The sequence below is a fragment of the Paenibacillus rhizoplanae genome (genome assembly GCF_042684125.1).
Lineage (GTDB): Bacteria > Bacillota > Bacilli > Paenibacillales > Paenibacillaceae > Paenibacillus_AQ > Paenibacillus_AQ rhizoplanae.
Genome location: NZ_JBHUKY010000022.1, coordinates 112,157 through 134,949, shown reverse-complemented (window position 1 = coordinate 134,949; position 22,793 = coordinate 112,157). Strand labels below are relative to the sequence as shown.

Annotated in this window: 24 protein-coding genes; 9 read left to right on the top strand and 15 right to left on the bottom strand. The window is 53.2% G+C overall.

The window, feature by feature from the left end:
• The first annotated feature begins 7 nt into the window (after positions 1-7).
• Positions 8-832 (top strand): hypothetical protein, encoded by an 825-nt coding sequence (locus tag ACFSX3_RS12905; RefSeq protein ID WP_209992289.1) that lies wholly within the window; start codon positions 8-10, stop codon positions 830-832.
• 14 nt (positions 833-846) lie between these two features.
• Here the strand turns inward: ACFSX3_RS12905 and ACFSX3_RS12900 are convergent, their stop codons facing one another.
• The 6 genes from ACFSX3_RS12900 to ACFSX3_RS12875 form a co-directional block, all read right to left on the bottom strand.
• Positions 847-1,638 (bottom strand): lipid II flippase Amj family protein, encoded by a 792-nt coding sequence (locus ACFSX3_RS12900; protein WP_209992290.1) that lies wholly within the window; start codon positions 1,636-1,638, stop codon positions 847-849.
• A 120-nt stretch (positions 1,639-1,758) separates the two neighbouring features.
• Positions 1,759-2,148 (bottom strand): ribosomal maturation YjgA family protein, encoded by a 390-nt coding sequence (locus tag ACFSX3_RS12895; RefSeq protein WP_379256728.1) that lies wholly within the window; start codon positions 2,146-2,148, stop codon positions 1,759-1,761.
• Between the two features lie 34 nt (positions 2,149-2,182).
• The gene (locus ACFSX3_RS12890) at positions 2,183-2,659 is read right to left on the bottom strand and encodes an NUDIX domain-containing protein (RefSeq protein WP_209992291.1); all 477 of its coding nucleotides are present in this window, start codon (positions 2,657-2,659) and stop codon (positions 2,183-2,185) included.
• Positions 2,660-2,862: 203 nt separating this feature from the next.
• The gene (locus ACFSX3_RS12885) at positions 2,863-3,450 is read right to left on the bottom strand and encodes a putative ABC transporter permease (RefSeq protein WP_209992292.1); all 588 of its coding nucleotides are present in this window, start codon (positions 3,448-3,450) and stop codon (positions 2,863-2,865) included.
• A 261-nt stretch (positions 3,451-3,711) separates the two neighbouring features.
• Complete coding sequence (locus ACFSX3_RS12880; protein WP_209992293.1) at positions 3,712-3,885, bottom strand: hypothetical protein; 174 nt, start codon at positions 3,883-3,885, stop codon at positions 3,712-3,714.
• Between the two features lie 148 nt (positions 3,886-4,033).
• Positions 4,034-4,936, bottom strand: coding sequence for an ArsR/SmtB family transcription factor (locus tag ACFSX3_RS12875; protein ID WP_036729749.1), 903 nt, complete (start codon positions 4,934-4,936; stop codon positions 4,034-4,036).
• A gap of 149 nt (positions 4,937-5,085) precedes the next feature.
• Here ACFSX3_RS12875 and arfA point away from each other — a divergent pair, with 149 nt between their 5' ends.
• On the top strand, positions 5,086-6,594 hold the full coding sequence (gene arfA / locus ACFSX3_RS12870) for an arabinosylfuranosidase ArfA (protein WP_209992294.1): 1,509 nt from the start codon (positions 5,086-5,088) through the stop codon (positions 6,592-6,594).
• 19 nt (positions 6,595-6,613) lie between these two features.
• On the opposite strand, the gene ACFSX3_RS12865 is transcribed toward arfA, so the two are convergent.
• The 3 genes from ACFSX3_RS12865 to ACFSX3_RS12855 all read right to left on the bottom strand — a co-directional run bounded on the left by ACFSX3_RS12865 (position 6,614) and on the right by ACFSX3_RS12855 (position 8,667).
• Positions 6,614-7,303: an LrgB family protein gene (locus ACFSX3_RS12865; RefSeq protein ID WP_209992295.1), complete on the bottom strand. Its 690-nt coding sequence runs from the start codon at positions 7,301-7,303 to the stop codon at positions 6,614-6,616.
• The gene (locus ACFSX3_RS12860) at positions 7,300-7,716 is read right to left on the bottom strand and encodes a CidA/LrgA family holin-like protein (RefSeq protein ID WP_379256729.1); all 417 of its coding nucleotides are present in this window, start codon (positions 7,714-7,716) and stop codon (positions 7,300-7,302) included. Before ACFSX3_RS12860 ends, ACFSX3_RS12865 begins: the two co-directional genes overlap by 4 nt.
• Positions 7,717-7,980: 264 nt before the next feature.
• Positions 7,981-8,667 carry an NAD(P)H-dependent oxidoreductase gene (locus ACFSX3_RS12855; protein WP_209992296.1) on the bottom strand — a complete coding sequence of 229 codons (687 nt, stop codon included), beginning with the start codon at positions 8,665-8,667 and terminating at the stop codon, positions 7,981-7,983.
• 150 nt (positions 8,668-8,817) lie between these two features.
• Here ACFSX3_RS12855 and ACFSX3_RS12850 point away from each other — a divergent pair, with 150 nt between their 5' ends.
• Complete coding sequence (locus tag ACFSX3_RS12850; protein ID WP_209992297.1) at positions 8,818-9,204, top strand: winged helix-turn-helix transcriptional regulator; 387 nt, start codon at positions 8,818-8,820, stop codon at positions 9,202-9,204.
• A gap of 60 nt (positions 9,205-9,264) precedes the next feature.
• Here ACFSX3_RS12850 and ACFSX3_RS12845 read toward each other — a convergent pair whose 3' ends face one another.
• Together ACFSX3_RS12845 and ACFSX3_RS12840 are read right to left on the bottom strand one after the other, a co-directional pair.
• Entirely contained in the window at positions 9,265-9,639 is a 375-nt protein-coding gene (locus ACFSX3_RS12845; protein WP_209992298.1) for a YkvA family protein, read from the bottom strand.
• Positions 9,640-9,750: 111 nt separating this feature from the next.
• Positions 9,751-10,713, bottom strand: coding sequence for an acetylxylan esterase (locus tag ACFSX3_RS12840; RefSeq protein ID WP_209992299.1), 963 nt, complete (start codon positions 10,711-10,713; stop codon positions 9,751-9,753).
• A gap of 96 nt (positions 10,714-10,809) precedes the next feature.
• Between ACFSX3_RS12840 and ACFSX3_RS12835 the strand changes: the two genes are divergently transcribed.
• The 3 genes from ACFSX3_RS12835 to ACFSX3_RS12825 all read left to right on the top strand — a co-directional run bounded on the left by ACFSX3_RS12835 (position 10,810) and on the right by ACFSX3_RS12825 (position 13,808).
• Positions 10,810-11,652: a sugar phosphate isomerase/epimerase family protein gene (locus tag ACFSX3_RS12835; protein WP_209992300.1), complete on the top strand. Its 843-nt coding sequence runs from the start codon at positions 10,810-10,812 to the stop codon at positions 11,650-11,652.
• Between the two features lie 123 nt (positions 11,653-11,775).
• Entirely contained in the window at positions 11,776-12,858 is a 1,083-nt protein-coding gene (locus ACFSX3_RS12830) for a glycosyltransferase family 4 protein (RefSeq protein ID WP_209992301.1), read from the top strand.
• A gap of 185 nt (positions 12,859-13,043) precedes the next feature.
• Positions 13,044-13,808 carry an SGNH/GDSL hydrolase family protein gene (locus ACFSX3_RS12825; RefSeq protein ID WP_209992302.1) on the top strand — a complete coding sequence of 255 codons (765 nt, stop codon included), beginning with the start codon at positions 13,044-13,046 and terminating at the stop codon, positions 13,806-13,808.
• A gap of 48 nt (positions 13,809-13,856) precedes the next feature.
• On the opposite strand, the gene ACFSX3_RS12820 is transcribed toward ACFSX3_RS12825, so the two are convergent.
• Positions 13,857-14,954, bottom strand: a complete 1,098-nt coding sequence (locus ACFSX3_RS12820) for a glycosyltransferase (RefSeq protein WP_209992303.1) — start codon at positions 14,952-14,954, stop codon at positions 13,857-13,859.
• Between the two features lie 185 nt (positions 14,955-15,139).
• Here ACFSX3_RS12820 and thiD point away from each other — a divergent pair, with 185 nt between their 5' ends.
• Positions 15,140-15,952 carry a bifunctional hydroxymethylpyrimidine kinase/phosphomethylpyrimidine kinase gene (gene thiD, locus ACFSX3_RS12815; protein ID WP_209992304.1) on the top strand — a complete coding sequence of 271 codons (813 nt, stop codon included), beginning with the start codon at positions 15,140-15,142 and terminating at the stop codon, positions 15,950-15,952.
• 114 nt (positions 15,953-16,066) lie between these two features.
• On the opposite strand, the gene ACFSX3_RS12810 is transcribed toward thiD, so the two are convergent.
• From ACFSX3_RS12810 to ACFSX3_RS12800, 3 genes are all read right to left on the bottom strand, one after another.
• Positions 16,067-16,972 (bottom strand): hypothetical protein, encoded by a 906-nt coding sequence (locus ACFSX3_RS12810; protein ID WP_209992305.1) that lies wholly within the window; start codon positions 16,970-16,972, stop codon positions 16,067-16,069.
• 74 nt (positions 16,973-17,046) lie between these two features.
• Positions 17,047-17,577 carry a GNAT family N-acetyltransferase gene (locus tag ACFSX3_RS12805; RefSeq protein ID WP_379256731.1) on the bottom strand — a complete coding sequence of 177 codons (531 nt, stop codon included), beginning with the start codon at positions 17,575-17,577 and terminating at the stop codon, positions 17,047-17,049.
• Positions 17,578-17,890: 313 nt separating this feature from the next.
• Positions 17,891-18,712, bottom strand: a complete 822-nt coding sequence (locus ACFSX3_RS12800) for an AraC family transcriptional regulator (protein ID WP_209992306.1) — start codon at positions 18,710-18,712, stop codon at positions 17,891-17,893.
• A gap of 134 nt (positions 18,713-18,846) precedes the next feature.
• On the opposite strand from ACFSX3_RS12800, the gene ACFSX3_RS12795 reads away from it, so the two are divergent.
• Positions 18,847-21,960 (top strand): glycoside hydrolase family 2 TIM barrel-domain containing protein, encoded by a 3,114-nt coding sequence (locus ACFSX3_RS12795; RefSeq protein WP_209992307.1) that lies wholly within the window; start codon positions 18,847-18,849, stop codon positions 21,958-21,960.
• Positions 21,961-22,228: 268 nt separating this feature from the next.
• The gene (locus tag ACFSX3_RS12790) at positions 22,229-22,774 is read left to right on the top strand and encodes a MerR family transcriptional regulator (protein ID WP_209992308.1); all 546 of its coding nucleotides are present in this window, start codon (positions 22,229-22,231) and stop codon (positions 22,772-22,774) included.
• Positions 22,775-22,793: the final 19 nt, after the last annotated feature.

Here is a 22,793-nt window from a genome sequence, read left to right as displayed (position 1 = left end):
GAACGCAATGTTTAAATTCACGGGCTGCACGAATTGGAGAGGTAAGGGAGTTGTTACACCTTTGACGGGGAGAGCTGTACGAAGGATGGCTGTGCTGGTGATCATCCTGTCACTGTGGGTATATCCCTTGTCCGGTGTCTCTGCAGATTCCGGGTGGGATGCTGCGCTGGACGAGATTCATAATCTGTACACAGAATATACGGGTTTACAGGCATCGCTGAAGTCTGACCTCCAGCGGAATCAGGAATTGCGCAAGCAGAATAACGCTTCACTTGCCGCAGTGAACAAGCAGCTTCAAGCCACTAATGCTGCCCAGCTCGCTAAGCTTAAGTCTGCCCTGGAAGCGGTGCAGAAGAAGCATGCTCCTCTCCTGAACCAGTATACTGCTCTCAGCAAACAGATTACCGCTGCCCGCAAGGCAAGCAATCTGAAGAGTGCCACTGTGCTTGAGCTGAAGCGCAATAAGCTGAAGGCTGCCGCTACCGCAGCACGGGCTGAAGTGAAGAAGGCCACCTCAGCCTTGGCAGAAGCCAAAGCGTTAACTGCTGCGAAGAACAAACCGGCTAAGGATGCCCTTGCACCGATCACCCTGCTCAAGAAGCAGATAGCCGCGCAGAACAAGCTATTCTCAGCCGCACAATCAGAGAGAACCGAGGCCGACAAGCGCTACAAAGCCGCTGTCCAAGCGGGGGACGCCACCCAGGCTGCGGCTGCAATGAAGCTGTCTTATAACCGGATGAAGGAGATCCGTACTATGGCCGGACAGTTATACGGCTGGGAGCAACAGATCAGCACGGCGCTCCGTGCCGCAGAACTGAAGCTGCCGAAGTAGCTTATTTATGAAGGTCAGAGTAGCTTCACCAGCCAGGTGATGATGAAAGCTCCCGGTACCAGCAAGGCTTGGCCCAGCAGAGATCCCAAGAAGCGCGAGCCCATCAGGAGTACATAGATCTTCCCGAGCTGGTCACGGTATTCCGCATTCTCGGTTGCCTTATGGGTGATAATTCCCAGCTGCGGATCAATGAACACAGTCAGCAGTATCGTTGCTATACCGTTAATCAGGCCCGATGCCTGGGAAGCAGTGGTGCTGAACGCCGGCAACAGCTTGGCCGCATACATCGAGGATAACACGCCTACCGTGTAGAAGGCCGTCACGAAGACATTCATCACAATGAAGCGCTTGGGAATTCCAAGATAGCGGAAGCTGCTTAGCCTGACCTTCGGTCTGCGGATATATTTGCGCGTATTCTTAAGTTGGCTGACTGTTACACTCGTCAGCAGCTTGGGGATGGAGCCTTCGATCTCCAGCTTGGAAATCACTCTTGCGAACAGTCCTACGAAGGTCGGAAACAAGGCGATGGCGATCAATGTCCCCAGTGAAGATGCCAGCATAATAATCCGCAGATAGTTGAGCAGCGGGAAGCTGCCGTCAGCTTTGGCATAATCTACGAACTTCGCCGTTAAGGGGCCTTGTACCATATTTGCGGTTCTGGAGACCAGCACGATAATTCCGGTCAGGGATAAGGCGATGGCGATCTTGTTCAGCTTCACTCCGGCAAAACGCACCGAATACGACAAGGTCTCCGCCGTATGAATAATCAGAGTCAACAGACATACCACTAATAAGCTGTTCGTCATTTACGGTTACTCATCTCCAAATCAGGCAGCATTCGGCAGATGACCGGCATTCTTGTTCCAGATTATTACAGACCGGATCGCCTCACTTAATATATATTCTTCTTCCTATAGAATCCAGAATCAATTTTGTAAGATTTGGTCAACCGTCCAGCAGAACAGAATTCCGGCTGTATACCGGACCAGATCAATCCAGAGAAAGCCGTGGCCGAGAATCAAGCTGCCAAGGGTTGTAGCACGCACATGCAGAATCCACTCTGCCTGATAGAGCTGGCTGAACTCAATTCCGAAGCTGAAGCACAGGCTAAGGACAAGCGACATCCATAGCGGATGCCGGACCAGCAGCACACGGGAGGCAAGGTAGATCATCCCTGCCCAGATCGCATCCCCAAAGTGTTCGCTGACAAAGTGCGGCAGCAAGTTCCCGTATGCTCTGGTCCCAAGACCCAGCAGGGCGGCTAGCAGTACTGCACCGCAATAGATCATTCTGGATTGTAAATTCAATATCCGCAATCGAAACTACTCCTTCATCAATCAAATACAACCTTCAATCAAATATAACTTTCCCGGGCGCAGCTGCATCCCGTACGAACAGCTTCGGGGGATACGGAATGGTTAGCCCGGGCAGCTCGTCTTCCTTGAAGAACTTTAGCTCTTCCGCTTCCCCGTCCATGCTTCTGAGCTGGCCTTTAACAATAACGCATTCAAATACAATAGCCGTGTACTCCACCTGATCTCCATTACTATACTCGTATCTGTATTTCTCGCCGCCGAATACGCCGATAATCTGTTCAGGCGTAACCATCAAGCCGGTCTCTTCGAATACCTCTCTGCGCAGCGCTCTGGACGGGGTCTCTCCAGGTTCAATCGCTCCGGCTGGCAGGCCCCATAACGTCTCATCCTTTTTGCGGATCAGCAGAATCCGATCCTGTTCATCCCTCACTACAGCCGCTACGGACGGCATCATTAACAGCCCGTTGCCGGCCTTCCCGCGCAGCTCCCGGTAATACTCAGACATTGGCATGAAGCTTCCTCCTGACTTGACTTAGATTAGTTCCTATATCATTCTTAATTCAGCACTATATTTGACATGGTTGTATGATATTCCTTGTCAGACGTACAATTGTGATAACAAAAGGTTATAGAACCCAAAAACATCTCCAGCCATAAGGCGGAGATATCTTTGGGTTCTATGCATTTTTTATGTTCACACCCGTCACTAACTCTTCAACCTTCTCCAAGCTCCGGTGGCTCCAGCAGATGATCCAGCAGTTGCAGCCCGCGGCGACGGGTGCGGAAGGTCCACAGCAGATCTGCTGTGAATAGCAGCAGGACGATGGGAAGTATGGGCATCCATACCCGCTCCATATGCAGATACAGGAAGTGTACCAGCGGTTGCAGACCGAAGATGCAAGCCACTGACAGTCCCCACCAATACAGCGAGAATTTCAGGCAGATATGCCCTTGCAGCTGAAACGGCATCCCTGAATAATCCCACCACTGTCTACGAAAGATCCCCTTAAGCAGCCAGCCGCTGACAAACTCAACCACCGAAGGGACGATCAGCGCAAGCAGCAGGAATAACGGCAAGGGAAGCCTGATTTCATGTGCCGCCAGCAGCAGCAGCGGTGCGCAGCCATACATGGGCTTGAATGGCCCTTTGAGGAAGCCTTCTTTGCGAAAGGTACCCGTGCTGTAAAGGTTATAGCTACCTTCAAGGACCCAGCCCAGAAATGAATACACAGTGAAATAGAACAGATAGGGACTAGCCGCAGCCACTACACTGTAACTATTCTGTAAAAGTAACGGTGTCATCGTAGTTATTCGCGCCTCCGGTCCCATTTATTTTCCAATTGGAGCTAGTATGCCTCCAAGAACCGGACGTTATGACGGGAATATCTGTCGGTTTTCCGCATACATTCCAAACTCCTTATTTACTCCGTTGGCCTGGGTCCGGTCCTATAATAGAAAAAAAACTGCCCCAGTAGGAACAGTTTGCTACGTGCATATGCCTTATACCTTATGCTGCCTTATGACCTAGCCGTATGCAACAGCCTTAGCCGTATACCCCATCCCCTAATTCTTAGGAAGCGGGTCAGGATGGGCGGTTTCGGCCGGTTTGGCTTCCCAATCATCGGCTTCCGGTTCAATATCCACACCGTTTTCCATCTTTTTGCGTTCTGCGAGTGAATCCCCGTCTTTATTCTCCTTGTTGCGGATGTCTGCTTCATTTTGGGATTGATCCGACATGTGAATTCCTCCTTGTATGCAAGTTGTGCGCGATTTGGATTACTTAGTTATAGTTACCCGCGAACCCCTTTTGCAAACATCCCTTCTGAACAAAGCTGCTTTTCCCTTGTCTTATCCATTCACTTGCCATTCAGCAGACTGGTCCTTCTTACTCGTAATACACCCGAAACACAATGTCCTGCTCGTAATTCCCGAAGCCGCGCCCGAATAACGTTAAGCCGCCCCGCCTTCGGGTCGTGTCTTCTGCCGTGAACCTGAAGCTCCACTGGTCCTGCTGCCAGCCCACCTGATCAATGGTAACTGCCGATATCTGCTGGCCGTCTATATAAGTGCCCCCTGCATTAATTCTGAGCACCTTCAGCAGCCCGTACTGGTTCACATCCGATTTCCACCAGGCTGGAGTCAGCCGGCCTCTCATTACGCCGAAGTCACCGGGGCTGGTCCATTTGCCAAGCGAAATGCCGTTCATCATAAAAGAGATATCCGAAGGCCACTTCTCGTTCACACTCGGCGCCTCCGAGCCGATCTCCATTGAAATCTCAATCTCCTGCACCGTCTGATCCATGAACAGATAATTCGGAACCTTATATTCCACGTATCCCTTGGCGAACCAGAGAATGCCGGCATCCACCCGCTGCGGGTCCAGGAAATAACGCGGGTCGTCATAATACCCGATCAGCTTCTCGGTGGTGGCAATGCCGCAGGTCGGTGAAGCTGCAAGGTCGGTGTAATGGCCGACAGGGACAGAGACCTCGACCACCTTGCGGGCGATTCCTTTGGCCCCGGATAATTTAATCTGCAAGAAATTCGCAGAAAGTGAGCAGAATTTATAAGTCCCCCCGTCGATCCGCTTCATCTGGGAGCTGACGATGCCGGCCTTCTGCAGCTTCGCTACATGCGAGCTGACAATGGCACTGCTGAGGTACAGTCTCGCTGCAATCTCCTTAATATGCATCTCCTCGCTGCTAAGCAGATCGATGATCCGCAGCCGCACTTCGCTGGCCAGTGCTTCATAGACCTTCAGCGATTCGGAATCTGTGGTTAAATACATCGGTGGCCCTCCGCGCTCTTTGAATTAGTTATTAAGTTAATCCTGAAATTAGTTATTGCTTAGTATACCCCGTAATTCGTATCATGTAATCATAAACGGGCTTGAACGATTAGCTATTTCATTAATCTAATACAAAGGAGCTTCTAACTATGAGCATTCAATCCAAGATGATTGTCGACAAAGACTTCAAGCTGGCTGAGGTAGATCCAAGGCTGTACGGTTCCTTCATTGAACATTTGGGCCGGGCCGTGTATGGCGGAATCTATGAGCCGGGACATCCTACCGCTGACGCGAACGGGTTCCGCGGCGATGCCCTCCAGGCCATTAAGGCACTCCGCGTACCGATCATCCGTTATCCGGGAGGTAACTTCGTATCCGGCTATAACTGGGAAGACGGCGTTGGACCCAAGGATGAACGGAAGCGCTCTCTTGAACTGGCCTGGTGGGTTACAGAAACTAATCAGGTAGGCACGAATGAATTCGCCGATTGGGCCAAGCTGGCCGGTTCCGAAGTGATGATGGCAGTAAACCTCGGCACACGCGGAATTGACGCTGCAAGGAATCTGGTCGAGTACTGCAACCATCCCTCCGGCTCTTACTGGAGTGACCTGCGGATCTCCCATGGCTACAAGGCTCCGCACAATTTCCGCACCTGGTGTCTGGGCAATGAAATGGACGGTCCATGGCAGATCGGAGCCAAGACTGCAGTCGAATACGGAAGACTCGCCAATGAGACCGCCAAAGCGATGCGCTGGGTGGATCCTTCCCTGGAGCTTGTAGCTTGCGGCAGCTCGGGCAGCAACATGAGTACTTTTGCCGAATGGGAAGCTACAGTCCTGGATCTCACCTACGATAATGTCGATTTCCTCTCACTGCATACGTACTACAATAACAATGATGGAGATACAGCGAACTTCCTGGCCCAATCGCTCGATATGGATCAGTTCATCGACAGCGTAGCAGCAGTATGTGATTATATCAAGGCTAAGAAGAAAAGCAAGAAAAAGATTTACCTGTCCCTCGATGAATGGAATGTGTGGAAATCGCAGGGCTCAAGCCGTGCCGAGCAGCACTGGCAGATTGCACCGCCTGAATTCGAGGATGTCTATACCCTGGAGGATGCGCTGGTTGTAGGCTGCTGCCTGATCAGCCTGCTCAAGCATGCAGACCGGGTCAAGATGGCCTGTATCGCCCAGCTCATTAATGTCATTGCACCGATTATGACGGAGGACGGCGGACCGCTCTGGCTGCAGACCACATATTATCCTTACATGCATGCCTCCATCTACGGCCGGGGAACGGTGCTTCACCCGCTGATTACAAGTGCGAAATATGATTCCAAGGATTTCACCGACGTTCCATATCTGGAAGCGGTCAGTGTATATAATGAGGAGCTGAACGAGGTTACTGTATTTGCAGTGAACCGCCATCTGAGCGAAGGCATGGAGCTGGCGGTTGATCTGCGGAGCTTCGGGGCTGTAGAGGTCATTCAGCACACGGTTCTTGAGCATGAGGATCTTCAGGCGGCCAATACCCGCTCCAACCCGTCGAATGTGCTTCCGCACAACCGGGGAACGGCAGCCGCAGACGGCGGCCGGGTGAGCGCAATGCTTCCGGCTGCTTCCTGGAACGTAATACGGCTGCGTGTGAACGGCTGATTACTGAATATCTGCAAAATTAATGGTACATGATCCAGGCGACGAGCGGTCCGGCGATGGAGCCGACAATGGCACATACGGTCATGGCTACAGAGCTCATGGACACCGACTCTTCGCCGTATTCCAGCGCTTTGGCTGTGCCGAGGGCATGGGAAGCTGTGCCCAGGCCAATGCCGATCCCCGACTCGCTGCGGATTCTGAACAGCTTGATAATATAGGGTCCGCCAATCGCTCCGGTGAAGCCGGCAACCATCACGAAGACGGAGGTCAGCGATGAATCTCCGCCGAGATTGCTGGAGATCTGGATCGCTACAGCGGTGGTAATCGACTTGGGCAGAATAGACAGCACATACAGCTTAGAGAAGCCGAGTCCGGCCGCCATCAGCAGCCCGCTGAACATGCCGACCATAAGTCCGGTGACCGTTCCGCCGAGAATGGCGGGGAGGTTCTTCCACAGCACATGCCGCTGTTTGTATAAGGGATAGGCCAGCGATACTACCGCTGGTCCCAGCAGGCGGTTAATCCAATCGCCGCCGATCATATAAGTCTCATAAGAGATATGGAAGCCCATAAGCAGCACAACAACCGTGAACGTTGCCGTCAGTGCAGGCAGCAGAACCGGAAGACGGTAGCGTTTGTACAGCATGGACATGACCAGATAGATTAGAACATTCATCAGCACAAAACCAACGGCCAGCAGAATTCTCATGCTTCCTTCCCCTTCTCGTGGAGATTACGGGCACGATACGTCCGGCGTGTTAAGCGTTTGACGCTGCGGGCGGCAATCCACTGGCTGGAATGTGCCGTAACAACCATGGTCAGCACACTACTGATGATGAGAATGCCGATCAGGAGCAAGCCTCTTCCGCTGAAGATATCCAGGTGGTTCATAATGCCTGCGGTGGCGGGGATGAAGAACATGGGCAGATACGCCAGTATAAAGGACGAGCCGTTCTCGATCAGCTTCACGGGCACAATCTTTAGCAAAAGCAGCACGAAGAGCAGCAGCAGTCCCACGATACTGCCTGGAATCGGCAAATGCAGCAGCTCTTGCAGATAGTCTCCGGCCAGGAAGAACACATACAGCAGGCAGACCTCGGCGATAATGCGGATGATTTTCATAATGCAGGAATCCCTTCAATCTTGAAATGACGATCTTAAGCAGCCGCTTACCGGCAGCAAGTTGACCTCCTAAGAGTAGCAGAGTTTTCAGTAAATTTTCAATAAGTTTTCGACTCTTCTATGTACTTTCATAACGGTGGACGCGGAAGCAGGAACTGCCGCAGGTTCTCCAGATTGCAAAAAGAAACGGATGCTGCCTTGAGGGCTGCCCCCGTTTCTTTTTAGATTCTCATCAGGTTCTCCTGCCCGTTGACGCCGCCGCCCTTATATCCACTCTACCACCTGAGCAGCGGTCCGCCGGGTCTTGGCACGCGGCTCGCCGGTACGGTAGCCGAAGGCTACCATGCAGGCCAGCCCGAAATGTTCAGGGTCCATAATCCCCTCGTCGGCCAGAAGCTGCTCCATCTTCTGCTTATCAAAGCCTTCAATCGGACAGGAATCGATGCCGATCAGCGCGGCTGCGGTCATCATATTGCCAAGGGGCAGGTACGTCTGACGTGCCCCCCACTCGAACATCGACCGCTCATTGCCAGCCAGGCCAAAATCGTTTTTCAGGAATGCATCGTAGACCTTCTGCTTACCTTGGGTGATCTCAACCGGCAGCTTCTGTACCTCCGACATGATACTCTGAATATATTCTGAGCCAGCTGCCAGATCACGCGGCTGTCTGGCCAGAATAAGCACGAAATGGCTTGCGCTCGGAAGCTGCTTCTGGGCCCCCCAGGCGTATGGCAGCAGCTTCTGCCGGAGCTCCGGGTTCTGGACAACTACAAACTTCCAGGGCTCGAAGCCGAACGAACTCGGTGACAGGCGTCCCGTCTCCAGAATGAAGCCGAAATCCTCCCCGCTGATCTTTCTGCTGCTGTCGAATTTTTTGGTCGCATGTCTGTACTCATAGGCCGCCAAAATCTGTTGTTTCGTCATTTCAGTTGCTGTGCTTGTGTTCTCCATCCTCCATACTCCCTTTCTGTGTACCGTTCATGATAAGGAATTGACGTTTTCCTGTTACCATGTCTATAGTAATGGATATACAACATATTTAGAAGTACGCACATTTTTGTGATGTAGTATACAAAATGATACTAAGGAGCGTGTTCAGTGATGCGCGACCGTAAAGGCGGTTTCGGCACCTGCCCTGATGGCAATGGTTTTGCTTGTCCTGTAGAATTCACCCTCGATGTCATCGGCGGCAAATGGAAAGGTGTACTGCTGTACCATATGATGGATTCCACAGTCCGGTTCAATGAATTCCGCCGCATCTGCCCCAGCATTACCCAGCGCATGCTGACCCTGCAGCTCCGCGAGCTGGAGGAGGATGGCGTCGTACACCGTGAGGTCTATCATCAGGTGCCGCCAAAGGTCGAATACTCCTTGACCGAATTCGGCCGGTCTCTGATTCCGATCATCAAGCTGATGAGAGATTGGGGTCTGGAGTACCAGGCGAAGCAGCAGACTTCAGAGAGTCCAGCTATCGACACCGGAGTGTAGCAGGGCACACAGAATAGGGATGCAGCAACCCTCTGCATCCCTTCGTTATCTTCCAGTCTATTATGAATCTTCGAAAAATTCCTCCGCCTTCTGCTTATGCTCCTCCTTGACCTGTCCGGCAATGGCCCGGATGCCCGCCGCCATGACGGCAGCATCGTCTGTGAAGCCCAGGCCGATCAGCGCATCGGGAATGGCATCGATCGGGGAAATGAAATACGCCAGCGCTCCAAAGGCAATCCCTTTCGCCCATAGCGGTGTTTTGGCATCCATAGCACAGTAGTACATGGCTATCGCTTCTCTGGTGAAGGGGATTTTACCGGCGGCTTTCTTGGTTTTGCTCCAGAAGCTCTTCTTCACAAGCTCCTCATTCTTCTTGTCATACTCAAAGCTCTCCACCAACACTCCCGCCGGCAGCTTGCCTGTCTGATTGTCCATCCGTAGTTCCCTCCCGGTGATTAGACTGCCTACCTATGGCCTCGCGCCAACTCTTACTATATCTTCACACCATTCCCTTGCGGCTAATCACTGTGACCTGTACTACTTCACTTAGGAGCCCAGATGCTCCTGGAAGAACAGTGCCGTCTGTCTGTGCTGGAATTCGCTTACCTCATGCCCGGAGAACGGATAATCCTTAATCTCCTTAGGCGACTCTATCCGGTTATACGCGGCATAGATCGTCTCCGGCATACATACTGTATCCTTCCAGCCTACAGACATCAGGACAGGGGCAGTGAAGCGGTGAACCAGATTAACAATGTCGAAAAAGGCCAGGTTCTGAAGCGTACGCTCCAGATGCTCCGGGTAGCGCTTCAGGTAATCCGCAATCTCTGTGAGTGAGCTGGTCGAATTCAGCACTCCGAAATCCAAGCGGCACAGATTAGGAATGTCTGCGGCTACCGCAGCCACGCGGCGGCTGAGCGCCCCTGCCAACAGCGCGATCCCCCCGCCCTGGCTGGCTCCTGTAATCGCAATGCGCGCCGGATCAACCCCCGGCAGCTGCGCTGCCGTCTCAATGGCCCGGACTGTATCTATGGCTAATGCCAGATAATAGGATTGCTCCTTCTCCAGCAGCCCCTGGCTGATCCAGCCTCTCACTATACCATGCTCCTGCGGCAGCAGATTGCCGGTCTCGCCAAGCTGTCCCCGTACATCTACGGCCAGAACAGTGTATCCAAGCAGCACGAAATGTGCGTAGCGTTCAGGATATCCCCGGTCTCCGGTGTAACCTGGAAAGGTGACGATACACGGCCGGTCTCCCGTGCCCTCTGCATCACCAGCAGGCTGGATATACCAGGCATTGATCGTAGTCTCCCCATAGCTCATGTAGCTGACCTTGCTCACCTTCATGCCCGGATACGGGGTCTCTTCAGGAGTGATCGTCACCTCCAGTGGCTGATCCTCATCTTCTGCGAGCAGATCATTCCAGAATTCATCAATCGTCTCCCGGTCCAGTGTCGGCTCCGGCCGGCAGTTCTCAAGCTCTTGCTTACGCACTTCTATTGCGTTCATCTCTATTCCTCCTGTATCGCTTGCATTCTTTAACCTTGCATGTCTATGTAAGCGTCATTAATATTATAGATATAAATTCATAGAATTCCAAAGGAGTTGTTTATTATTCGTTACGGAACGTTAGCACATACAGCCGGCTGCCTGCCGCTTAAGGAATTGACTGCCGCTCTTCAGACCTACAATATTGATTTCGTACAGCTCGCTCTGTCCAAAGCCATACAGGATATCGACCTCTCCCCCGGCAAGCTGAGTCCCGGACTAGCCTCCTATATCGGTGAGCAATTCGACAGGGCCGGTATCCGCATCGGCGTGCTTGGCTGCTATATCAATCCGATCCATCCCGATCCTACGGTCCGCCGGGCGGAGATTAACCGCTTCAAGGAGCATCTGCGCTATGCCCGCCTGTTCGGTGCCCCTATGGTCGCCACGGAGACGGGAGCGCTCACGACCTTCCAGGAACTCGACCCTTACCGCTATGAGGAGCTTGGCTGGGATGCCCTTAAGGCAACAATCGAGGAGCTGGCAGAGGAGGCAGAGAAATGGGGCGTATTTTTAGGGCTCGAAGGCGTCAGCACTCATACCCTATCCTCTCCGGCCAAAATGCGGCGTATTCTCGATGAGGTGCCCTCCAGCTCCATCGGTGTCGTATTCGACCCGTGCAACCTGATCGGTGAAGAGGTTCATCTCCAGGATGAGATCGTCGATCAATCCTTCAGCCTGTTCGGCGACCGGATCATCCTCGCCCATCTTAAAGGAATCTATGAGGAAGGCGGACGCATTCGTCACGGCGCTCCCGGAGCCGGACTGTTCCACACCGCTGAGTTCCTGAACAAGCTTGAGGCGCATAAGCCGATGATCGATGTCTCGCTGGAGGATGTCACCAGCCTGGAGATCCGGGACACTGTGAATCTGCTGCGTAATCTGCACAAATCGTTATAATCCGGCCATAACCCCATTTCCTCCAAAAGTACCGCTTAGCGGTACTTTTCGCTTTTCACTGAATAAAATAGTATACCTATCGCATTTTTGTAGAGCGATTGTGCAGAAAGGAAGGGATCACAGATGCGGTTCACTTTCCCCATTCTTACCTTATGTCATGGCGGGGCACAACGTATGCTCGTAGAGCTTACGAACGGTCTTACGGCCCGGGGCCACCAGGTTGTGATCGTCATGCCACTGGGAGGGGATGTTTCCTATGACGTCCATTCCACTCTGCTGATTACCGACTACACGCTGCTCCGTGAATCCGATTTCCCGGTCAGTGATGTCATCGTCTCCAACTTCTACACTACGGTTCCGGTCTCACAGGCAGCCAGCCTGAAAGGCAAGGGCATGCATATCCGCCTCTCCTTGTGTTATGAGCCGCTATTCCTGCCGCAGAATGAAGTCTCCTTCCCTTCCTATCACATTACCGATAAACTAATTGTCCTCTCCAAATGGCAGCAGGAGTTGATTAAGCTGGGACACGGAATCAGCGGAAGCATTGTGCCGGTAGGGATCAGTGCTTCATTCCGAAACATGAATATCCGCAAGGAGCTTCAGGAGCCGCTGAACATTACAGCAATCCTGCGCAAGGTGGAGCACGGCTTCTCCTGGCACCGCGAGCAGGATTACCTGGTGAATCAGCTGGATATCGTGAAGCAGAACTTCCCGTGGATCAATATCAATTTCATCAGTCCGCCGGATGAATGCTTCACCTCCGATTCGCTAAGAAGGATGATGAACAGCGGCAAATACCGCTTCTTCACGCCGCTCAATGACGAGGAGCTATGCTATCACTATAACGGTGCTGATATTTTTGTCAGCTCCAGCATTTTCGACACCGGCTCGTTGCCCGGGCTGGAGGCGATGCGCTGCGGGGCAGCGTTGGTCTCTGTCTATGCGGGAGGAAATCTGGAGTATGCCCGCCATGAGGAGAACTCCTTGTTGTCCTACCGGTATGAGAACCGGCTTGCGGCGGATGTAATGCGGCTCATTCAAGATCCCGTACTCCGGAACCGGATCGCCGCGCGCGGTGAGACCGATTCAAGATCATGGACCTGGGAGAACAGTGTCAAAATTCTGGAGCAGACGGCAACGGCTTTTTTAAAGGGGAACGGTGCGGGGAAATCGCGCTCCAGCCGACCTTTTGCAGAGAATGGGTAGAGGCTCCGGAGAATGCAGAAAAAGGTCCAACTTATGAGGATGGGGTTGAACCTTTTTTGTATTTTCCACTGATCCGCCAGAATACTGCCGGCAAGCCTAAGAACCCATGACATCTATACATAGGCACGGCTGCACGTATGGTTTACACTGATTGTATACACACTAGGGTTATCGGAGGCGGGAGCATGAACAGGAATGAGGAGCAGCAAGAGTCCATGGGGTCTCAGTTCAAATATATGGTCAGCGGGGATTCTATCTCCAAGGGCGTTGTGTACGACGAGACCCGAAGCAAGTATGTTATTCTGGAGGATAATTATGTAACCATGCTTCAGGGCAAGCTCAAGGGAGCTATGCGCAATACTGCCAGATTCGGCAATACGCTGATGAAGGGCTTCAGCAATCTGAAGCGGGATGTACTGAAGGAGAAGCCGGATGTGGTGCTGATTGAATACGGCGGCAATGACTGTGACTACCACTGGAGTGAGATTGCGAGCAATCCTGAGGCAGAGCATAGTCCCAAGACAGATTTTCCGGCCTTCGAGCGGATGCTGGTGGATATGATTCATTTCCTGAAGAACCAGGGGATCACGCCAATCCTGATGAGTCTGCCTCCGCTGAATGCGGACAACTACTTCAAGTGGGTCAGCGGCAACAATCCCGATTCCGAAGTGAACATTATGAAATTCCTCGGCAGCGTCACCAAGATCTACTGGTGGCAGGAGCGTTACAACTCCGCTATCATCAAGGTTGCCGAGAGCACCAAGACCAAGATTATCGATGTCCGGGGTGCCTTCCTGCAACAGCCGGATTACACCAAGTTCATCTGCCGGGATGGCATCCACCCCAACCGGGAGGGCCACCGGATTATCTACGATAAGGTGCTGGAATTCATCCGCATGAGTGAACCTCAGCTGCTGCTGGAGCCTGCGGCCATGCCTGGACATCCTTAGACAATAGCAAGCTCTCCCCAGCCTTGGCGGGGGAGAGCTTATTTGTGTTCAGGGCTGCTGCAAGGAGACGTAGTTGTCGCCCAGAAGCTTCTGGAAGTAATTGCGGTTATACAGCATGCTGGGATGACCCGGAGAATGAAGCAGCGCAGTCTCATTATAACGGTTGGCCCGCTCATGCTGGCCCAGCCGGTCATAACAGAGCGCGAGCTGCAGATTCGGAATCCAGGTGGCGAAGGCCTCATTTTTCATCGCCATGGACTCCGCCTGTCCGGGCAGCTGAAGGGCAAGCTCAAACCAGTAGATTGCCTGGTGTAGCTGGCCCTTATCCAGATGCCAGCCCCCCAGACGGCAGCAGCCTTCGGCACGCGGAGCATCATATTGCAGTGTACGGGTGACCGCAGTGAAGGCCGCTTCCTTCTCCCCCAGCGCTTCCAGGCATTCGGCCAGCCGCAGGCAGGCCTGAATATTATCTTCAATCCAGCCCTGCCCGCCGCTGAGGAACAGCTCGTAATACCGGCAGGCCTCCCGGTGAATTCCGTGGTCGCGCAGCTCATTGGCATAATAATATTGATCACGCGCAGAGAAGCTCTCGCCTTCCGCTGCCCGTTTGCGGTAGATCCGCAGATTGCGGTCGGTGTACGCCTTATCCTTCTCATGGGTAACGCAGACGGTACTTGCCAGCGACGGGCCGTACACCTCCAGATATTCATGCACCGGACCGATCCAGCGGAACCCGCATGACCGGCGGACCAGCCGGTTGCGCCGCAAGGAGGTCGTCACCCTCCCCTCCCCGTCAAAAGCGAGATTATACTGCATATTCACGCTGTCCACCTGCTCCGGCAGCGAAGACTTCAGCTCCCTGAACAGCGCCTGATCTTCTTCTCGCAGATAGTCGTCTGCATCCAGCCAGAAGATATAATCCCGGGTCGCCTTGCTGAAGGCGAAATTACGGGCAGCGGAGAAATCATCAATCCAGGTAAAATCATAAATTACGGCTCCATAGGCACCGGCAATCTCCTTGGTGCGGTCTGCCGATCCTGTATCCACAATAATGATCTCATCGGCCAGCCCTTCCACAGAAGCCAGGCAGCGGGGCAGGCTCTTCTCCTCATCGCGGACAATCATGCATAAACTGATCTCAATCATGGCAGCCTCCTGAATACATAATCCACTAGACTACCATGATATGCAGTGCAGCAACCGGCAAACCCTTGCTCTCACCCAAGGGCTGCGGTGCGTTTTTGGAGCTTATACTTTTTTTGCGGACTAAGCCGATGATTTTTGTTATAATAAGCAGCATACTATTCATATACAAGAAGGGGACGTTAGCTTTGTCAAAAATCGTTAAGACATTAACCATTGCCGGCAGTGACTCCAGCGGAGGCGCAGGCATTCAGGCAGACCTCAAAACCTTTGAGGAATACGGCACTTACGGCTTCAGCGCCCTGACTACCATTGTGACGATGGACCCTGACCGGGGCTGGCACCACAATGTATACCCTATCGATGCTGCCATCGTTGCCGAACAGCTCAAGACGATCTTCGCCGGTGGTCCAGTGGATGCCATGAAGACCGGTATGCTCGGCAGTGTGGAGATTGTTAAGGTGGCTGAACAAGCCCTGAAGAACAACAAGCAGACCAATGTCGTGATCGATCCGGTTATGGTATGCAAAGGCGAGGATGAAGTATTGAACCCGGAGAGTGCAGATGCCATCCGCGATCTGCTGCTGCCGCTGGCTACGGTGGCTACTCCGAATCTGTTCGAAGCCGGAGTGCTCTCCGGTCTCGGCAAGCTGACTACGCTTGATCAGATGAAGGAAGCTGCCCGCCTGATCCATCAGCTTGGCACCCAGAATGTTGTCGTCAAGGGCGGAAAGGCGCTGGGCGGCGACAAGGCGATTGATATCTTCTTCGACGGCAGCGAATACCTCGTCCTGGAGACTGCGAAGATCGAGCCTGCCCATAACCATGGTGCCGGTTGCACCTTCGCCGCAGCGATTACCGGCGGACTGGCTAATGGCTTGTCGGTGAAGGACGCTGTGGTGAAGGCGAAGGATTTCGTATCCGCCGCTATCCGTAACGGATATGCGTTCAATGAATATGTCGGCCCTGTATTTCACGGGGGCTACCGTCTGGAGCAGTAAGGCTGGACCCTTAACAAGCATGTAATTGAGCAATAGGCATACCAAAAACCTCTCTTCCTGATGACTGTCCAGTTCATCGGTGAAGAGAGGTTTTTGGTGTACTGTATATCCTGCTTACTTAACGGGCGGTTCCTCCGCAATATGCTTCACGAACTCCAGCATCTTATCCTTGTCCTTGTCATTCAGTACACCCATAATGATGGATTTCGCATTATAATTGATTGGCAGCTCCGAGATGAACGGAGATTTCAGAATATCCACACCGTACAGCTCATTCTTGCCCGTGTCCTCATTGACTCCCCACTGCATGCGGGTATCGTCAGCGGCAAGCTTCCCGTCCGCCGTGATCTGCTCCATATTCTGGAATCCGGTTTGTCCGCCGATCCATTTGACGGTGGCCTCATCCAGAATGAGGATATCCGGCCGGTTCGCCGCCAGCTCCACAACTGCCTTTTGCATATAATTCATATCCAGCGAGTCGGAGCCGTCGCCCGTTCTGGGCAGATACGTCATCACCGTCTCCACCCGCTTCCATTCCGGGTAAGCCGCGATGATCGCCTTCTCCAGCTCCTCGGTCTTGCCGCTGGTATCCGTGACTCCGAAGCTGCCAATGAACATAATCTTCGCATCCACTGGCGGCAGGGAAGCCAGATATTGTCTGTGCTGGTAATTGTCATAGAGAGCCTTCCCGCCAAAAATCACCACCAGCAGCCCGATAATGCCGAGAATCACATGTGTTCGGTATAGCCGCATGAAGGTCTCCCACTTGCTTGCCGTACCGGAGAAGCGTCCGTACTTGGCGAGCCGATCGTCTTCGGCCTTCTGAATCTCCTGCTCATCCCAGGTATCTAGAATCAGCTTGTACGCCCGGAAGTCCGCTTCATAACCTGCTATCTCTTCCTCAGTGGTCAGGGCGCGTCTTCGCTTCAAATGCAGATCGAACCGCTTGTTCAGTTCCTCTCTGGTTACGGTTTCAGGTAATTCTAACTGCACATACGCTTGCTTCAGGTTCTCGTTCACATTGAATTCTCCTTTGATATGGATGATGCCGTAGTTCTATATTAACAGACTTCACCCTGTATTCTCCACTCGCGCTATAGGCGGGCAGCAATGTCCGGGGTCTCCATCAACAGGAACTCCATTTCGCTCTCCCCATGCTGATGTACGAAGCTATGTAAGAGGACGAAGCCTGCCTTCTTATACAAGCTGACTGCCCTCAGGTTAAAGGCTGCCACCGACAATCTGAATCGCTTCGCGTCATACGTCTGCTCTGCAAACTTCATCCCCGCCAGCAGGAAGGCCAGTCCATGGCCCTGTCCGGTCAGATCCGGTCTTAGCCCCAAGCCGATATCGAGGGCCGTTCCATCCAGGTAGAGTCCGCTCTCAATCCCTTCCCCCACCTGCGCGTTCTGTCCGTAACAGAAGAACCCGATCAACGCTCCCTCCGCAGCAGCTACACTGAAATAAGAGCCATCCAGCAGCTCCTCGATATCCTCTGCGGCATCAGCCGCATCCAGCATATTGTACAAGGTATATGGCGGCTCATATCTCCAGTTAACAATCTCTCTGGCCGCCGGCTCATCCATTAACCGGATCTGATAACCTCTGCCCTGTTCCAGAATCACTACATCATCCCTCCACTCTTTTGTTTCCTGAATTCGGTGGGCGTAAGCCCCCGATCTTCAGCCAGCCCTCTCCGCCCATTATGTAATAAAAATTTCTGTAATCCGGAATATAGCCCATATCCTTAAGCGCTGTCTCTCATTATAACACTTTCGACATGGGTCCCGGGCGGGATATTCTCGGCGAGCTGAAGGCAGCCTTCGCAGAATAACGACTACAAATCCGCCGCAGAAATCATCCGCGATCACTATAGCGGACGAATTGTTCGCTGAGCTTAGAGGAAGTCTATAACAGGAAGCCGGGGTCTGCTAGCCTCTAGTCCAATCCGTGCAGTCCTCTCCACTCTTCCGGCTGCATGCCGGTAATCCGTTTGAAGACGGCGCAGAAATAGCTCACATTCTCGAAGCCTGTCCGCTGGGCGATTTCATAGATCCGCTGCCCCCGGCTGCTGAACATCAGCTGCTTGCTCCGGTTAACCCGCTGCTTGTTAATGTAGGCCACCGGCCGATCTCGGACGGTCCGCTGGAACAGCCGGCACAGATACTGCGGCGAGACTGACGCTACCTCGGCCAGCTCCTTCAGCAGCAGCGGGCGGTGCAGGTGAAGCTCAATATATTGCAACACCGGCTTCATCCGCGCAAGCTCATTGTCCTCATTCGAGGCCGGAAGCAGGCTGCGCTTCAGATCCAGCAGTAGTGCATAGAGCAGCTTGGAACGCTCCAGATTGTCTTGCAGCTCATTGCCGGAGGAGAGGGTTAGCATCTCTTCCAGCGGTGCAAGAATGGGCTCTGCCCGCAGACGCCCGACCCCGGACTCGCGGATTCCGGCGTAGAGCAGCATCTGGGCCGCTTCTCTTCCGTTGAACGAGATCCAGGCCAGCTCCCACTCCCGGCTAAGCGGGGTATAGGAATGGGGAACATCGGGGTAGAGACAGAACAGGTCGCCCGCCTCCGCAAGGTAGGACTTGCCCCTGATATTCACTTCACCCTTCCCGCCGAGGACCTGGTGCAGCTGATAATCCGGGAAGCCCGCAGGCCGTGCCATCTCCCCCTGATGCTCCCAATACCCGATGGTCGTGGCATACAGCGGCAGCAGAAGCATATCTTCCATCTCGCAAAAGATCATCGTGCTATCCATAGATTCTCCTTCCAAATGCAATCTCGCTTTGATCTGTTGTTTCATATTTTATTATAGCTGAAGAAAATCATTATATATACCCAGAACATTTCCCATCCTATAATATGAATATAACAATATAAGGAGATGTTAACTTGCGCAACAAACTCTCATATCAGCAGCCTGTCAACGGATATCCCGAATGGAACAATAATCCTGAGATTTTTCAATTGAACCGTATAGACGCCCATGCCTCCATGATGTCCTTCCCGGCAGCGGCCGACGCCCTGCAAGGGGATAAAGCATCCTCATCCCGTTACCAGACGCTGAACGGAACGTGGAAATTCGCTTTTGCCGAAACACCGGATACACGGATCAAGGACTTCTATAAGACCGGATACGACGCTGCCGGCTGGGCAGATCTCGCCGTTCCTGCCCACTGGCAGTTCCAGGGATATGATTATCCCCAATACACCAATGTACGCTACCCTTGGGAAGTATCCGAGCCGGATCTGAAGCCTCCCTTCGCTCCAACGGTATACAATCCGGTCGGCTCCTATATCCGTTCTTTCAGCGTTCCGCAGGATTGGGACGGACAACCTGTATTCATCAGCTTCCAGGGTGTGGAGTCCGCCTTCTATGTATGGGTGAACGGCGAACTTGCCGGATACTCTGAGGATACCTTCACACCGTCAGAATTCGATATCACCGCCTACCTGCTTCCCGGCGAGAATAAGCTGGCCGTTGAAGTCTACCGCTGGTGTGATGCGAGCTGGCTGGAAGATCAGGACTTCTGGCGTCTGAGCGGAATCTTCCGCGATGTCTATCTCTACACTGCGCCTCCAGTACGGGTAGCCGACTTCTTCGTCCGCACCGAGCTGGACAAGAGCTTCACCGATGCGGAGCTGCAAGTCGACCTGACTCTGGAGAACTATTATAACCGGGTCATCGGGGCACACACCGTTGAAGTACAGCTCTACGACAGCAAGCAGCAGCCGGTATGGGCAGCGCCGGTGTCAGCCGGATTTGCTTTTGAACAAGAGGGAACTCAGCTGCTTAAGCTGTCCGCAGCCGTGAAGAACCCGCAGAAATGGAGCGCGGAGAAGCCTAACCTCTATACCCTGCTGATTACTGTGAAGGACGATCGAGGACAACTGCTGGAAGCGCTCAGCTGCAAGACGGGCTTCCGGACCTTCGAGATCCAGGACGGCCTGATGAAGATCAACGGCAAACGGATCGTATTCAAGGGCACGAACCGCCATGAATTCTCCTGCGATACCGGCCGTGCGCTCTCCAAGGAAGATATGATCACCGACATCAAGCTGATGAAGCTGCATAATATCAATGCCGTGCGTACTTCCCACTATCCGAACCAGTCGGTATGGTACGAGCTGTGCGACGAATATGGTCTCTATGTAATTGACGAGACGAACCTGGAGACACATGGCTCCTGGCAATACGGACAGAAGGAGCTGCATGAGGGCAACGTTCCCGGCAGCCGCCCGGAATGGCGCGCGAACGTCATTGACCGCTGTAACTCCATGATGCAGCGCGACAAGAATCACACATCCGTCATCATCTGGTCGCTTGGCAATGAATCCTTCGGCGGCGATAACTTCCTGGCCATGTATGACCACTTGAAGCAAGCTGACCCGACCCGTCCGGTGCATTATGAAGGCACTTATCATTACAGACCTTCGGACGCGGCCAGCGATATTGAATCGACGATGTACATCAAGCCGGATGAAGTTGTGGAGTACGCTCTCAGCAATCCGAAGAAGCCGTATATTCTGTGCGAATACAGCCATGCCATGGGCAACTCCTGCGGCGGCCTGCATCTGTACACCGAGCTGTTCGACAAATATGACAGCATTCAGGGCGGATTCATCTGGGACTGGGTGGATCAGGCGATCCGTACAACCACTCCTGAAGGCGTGTCTTATCTGGCTTACGGCGGAGATTTCGGGGAGAAGCCGCATGACGGCAACTTCAGCGGCAACGGGCTGCTGTTCGCGGACCGCAGCGTGACGCCTAAGCTCCTTGAGGTGAAGAAATGCTATCAGAATATCACCATCACCGCACTGGATCTGAAGAGCGGAAGCTTCGAGGCCCGCAACCACTTCCTGTTCACGGATCTGGCAGACTATCAGCTGAGATGGACACTGGCTCTGAATGGCGAGACTGCCCAGGAAGGACAATTGCCGCTCTCCACAGCGCCTGGCGAAGCAGCCAGCTTCACGGTTCCGCTGGATTCAGCCTTGCTTGAATCGGACAAGGAAGCTGTACTTACGGTGTCGTTCGTTCAAGAGGGCGCAACCGCCTGGTCTGAGGCTACGCATGAAGTTGCCTGGGAACAGTTCGTGTTAACCCCGTATATTCCGTCCCGGGGCCCGGAGCTTTCGGGTGGTACCCTGCAAGTGAAGGAGCAGGATGGCTTCCTGACCTTCGAGGGCAGCGGATTCGCGATTGCCTTCGAGGCAGCAACCGGAGCCCTGACCTCGCTGAAGTCCTCCGGGAAGGAGGTTCTGCTCGCACCGGCCAGACCTAACTTCTGGAGAGCTGTAACAGACAATGATCTGGGCAACAAGCATCCCGAGCGCTGTGCGGTCTGGAAGGAAGCGTCCTACGAGCGTCAGCTGGCCCGGTTCAGCTGCAGCGTGGAAGGCAACCTCGGCTTCGTGACCGCCGACTATCTGCTCAGTACGCAGCCGCAGTCCACCTTGCGTGTTCATTACGAGATTCGTACGGATGGTTCGGTCGAGATCGTACAGGAGCTTAACCCTGGCAGCAGCACCCTGCCGGAGATCCCGGAATTCGGAATGGTCTTCGAGCTGGACAGCAGCCTGGACACGATCTCCTGGTATGGCCGCGGGCCGCATGAGAACTATTGGGACCGTAAGGCCGGAGCTCCGCTGGGGCTCTACACAGGCAAGGTCAGTGAGCAGTTCACGGATTACCTCCGCCCTCAGGAATGCGGCAACAAGACAGATGTCCGGTATGCTTCCGTCACCGCAGGACGCGAAGGACACGGATTATCCGTGGAAGGCGCAGTACCGCTTGAAGTTGGTGCGCTTCCTTGGTCTCCGGCCGAGCTTGAAGCCAGCGACCACGGCTACAAGCTGCCTGCCTCTGACAAGACCGTGCTGCGTGTCAATTACAAGCAAATGGGCGTGGGCGGCGACGACAGCTGGGGGGCACCAACCCATGAGCAGTTCACTTTGCCTGCCAACCGTCCGTATACCTTCAAGTTCAAGCTGTCCCTGCTATAAACTGCCTTCTCCCTTAAGTCAGATCAGCACAATGTCTGTAATGAGCTAAAGATAGCTTTTCATAATTACCCGGAAGGGGTTATGGAAAGCTTTTTCTTTGTTATAGATTCTACCTCAGCAATGTAAGTATTTCACTGCTCTCTAGAGAGCAAGAATAGTCGTAATTCCACTTTGCTTGGCGAATCAGCACTTCCTTTGTCACCTGTGCAGGGGGCCGCCGAAGAATAACGAATTACTCATAGAAGACTACTACACTGGAGGGATTGAATTGGAAATTCTGAAAACAAAGGAAGCTGCGGAGCTGCTGTCCGTTAGCCAGACTACGATCAAACGCTGGGCGGCCATGTTCCCCGATTTCTTTCCAAAGGACCGTCTTGGACATTATACCTTCTCGGAGCAGCAAATCTGCCAGCTCAATCATATTAAAGACCGTATTAATCAGGGGGAAGCACTGGAAGGCATAGATCCGGATCTCACGAACGACAAGCTGCCAAAGGGCTCGCTGTATGAGAATCCAAGCCTATATACAGACGGTGACCCTATGAATAAAATATGGTCCCGGATCGAGTATATTGAACATGCACTGGATCAAAAAGCGAGCGAGATCGTTTCGGTACAGCTGCTCCAGCAGCGTGCAGAGCTTGAGGATATGCGAGTAATGATTAAGGAATTATCCGCGTCGCTGGAAACGATGCAAAAGCCCGGCAGTCCATCCCTTTCCCCGCATGAAGAGCTTTATCCGGTTGCCGCTGGCAGGCTGACGTCTCCACCAAGGAAGCGAGGTCTATTGCGCTCTTTTTTTTCATTCCTATAACCCTGTCTCTTTCAGCATT

What these genes read in the sequence shown, in the direction of transcription:
- ACFSX3_RS12905 (WP_209992289.1), top strand. Translation starts at nt 8, where the DNA reads ATGTTTAAATTCACGGGCTGCACGAATTGGAGAGGTAAGGGAGTTGTT.
- ACFSX3_RS12900 (WP_209992290.1), bottom strand. Translation starts at nt 1,638, where the DNA reads ATGACGAACAGCTTATTAGTGGTATGTCTGTTGACTCTGATTATTCAT.
- ACFSX3_RS12890 (WP_209992291.1), bottom strand. Translation starts at nt 2,659, where the DNA reads ATGCCAATGTCTGAGTATTACCGGGAGCTGCGCGGGAAGGCCGGCAAC.
- ACFSX3_RS12885 (WP_209992292.1), bottom strand. Translation starts at nt 3,450, where the DNA reads ATGACACCGTTACTTTTACAGAATAGTTACAGTGTAGTGGCTGCGGCT.
- ACFSX3_RS12880 (WP_209992293.1), bottom strand. Translation starts at nt 3,885, where the DNA reads ATGTCGGATCAATCCCAAAATGAAGCAGACATCCGCAACAAGGAGAAT.
- ACFSX3_RS12875 (WP_036729749.1), bottom strand. Translation starts at nt 4,936, where the DNA reads ATGTATTTAACCACAGATTCCGAATCGCTGAAGGTCTATGAAGCACTG.
- arfA (WP_209992294.1), top strand. Translation starts at nt 5,086, where the DNA reads ATGAGCATTCAATCCAAGATGATTGTCGACAAAGACTTCAAGCTGGCT.
- ACFSX3_RS12865 (WP_209992295.1), bottom strand. Translation starts at nt 7,303, where the DNA reads ATGAGAATTCTGCTGGCCGTTGGTTTTGTGCTGATGAATGTTCTAATC.
- ACFSX3_RS12860 (WP_379256729.1), bottom strand. Translation starts at nt 7,716, where the DNA reads ATGAAAATCATCCGCATTATCGCCGAGGTCTGCCTGCTGTATGTGTTC.
- ACFSX3_RS12855 (WP_209992296.1), bottom strand. Translation starts at nt 8,667, where the DNA reads ATGGAGAACACAAGCACAGCAACTGAAATGACGAAACAACAGATTTTG.
- ACFSX3_RS12850 (WP_209992297.1), top strand. Translation starts at nt 8,818, where the DNA reads ATGCGCGACCGTAAAGGCGGTTTCGGCACCTGCCCTGATGGCAATGGT.
- ACFSX3_RS12845 (WP_209992298.1), bottom strand. Translation starts at nt 9,639, where the DNA reads ATGGACAATCAGACAGGCAAGCTGCCGGCGGGAGTGTTGGTGGAGAGC.
- ACFSX3_RS12840 (WP_209992299.1), bottom strand. Translation starts at nt 10,713, where the DNA reads ATGAACGCAATAGAAGTGCGTAAGCAAGAGCTTGAGAACTGCCGGCCG.
- ACFSX3_RS12830 (WP_209992301.1), top strand. Translation starts at nt 11,776, where the DNA reads ATGCGGTTCACTTTCCCCATTCTTACCTTATGTCATGGCGGGGCACAA.
- ACFSX3_RS12825 (WP_209992302.1), top strand. Translation starts at nt 13,044, where the DNA reads ATGAACAGGAATGAGGAGCAGCAAGAGTCCATGGGGTCTCAGTTCAAA.
- ACFSX3_RS12820 (WP_209992303.1), bottom strand. Translation starts at nt 14,954, where the DNA reads ATGATTGAGATCAGTTTATGCATGATTGTCCGCGATGAGGAGAAGAGC.
- ACFSX3_RS12800 (WP_209992306.1), bottom strand. Translation starts at nt 18,712, where the DNA reads ATGGATAGCACGATGATCTTTTGCGAGATGGAAGATATGCTTCTGCTG.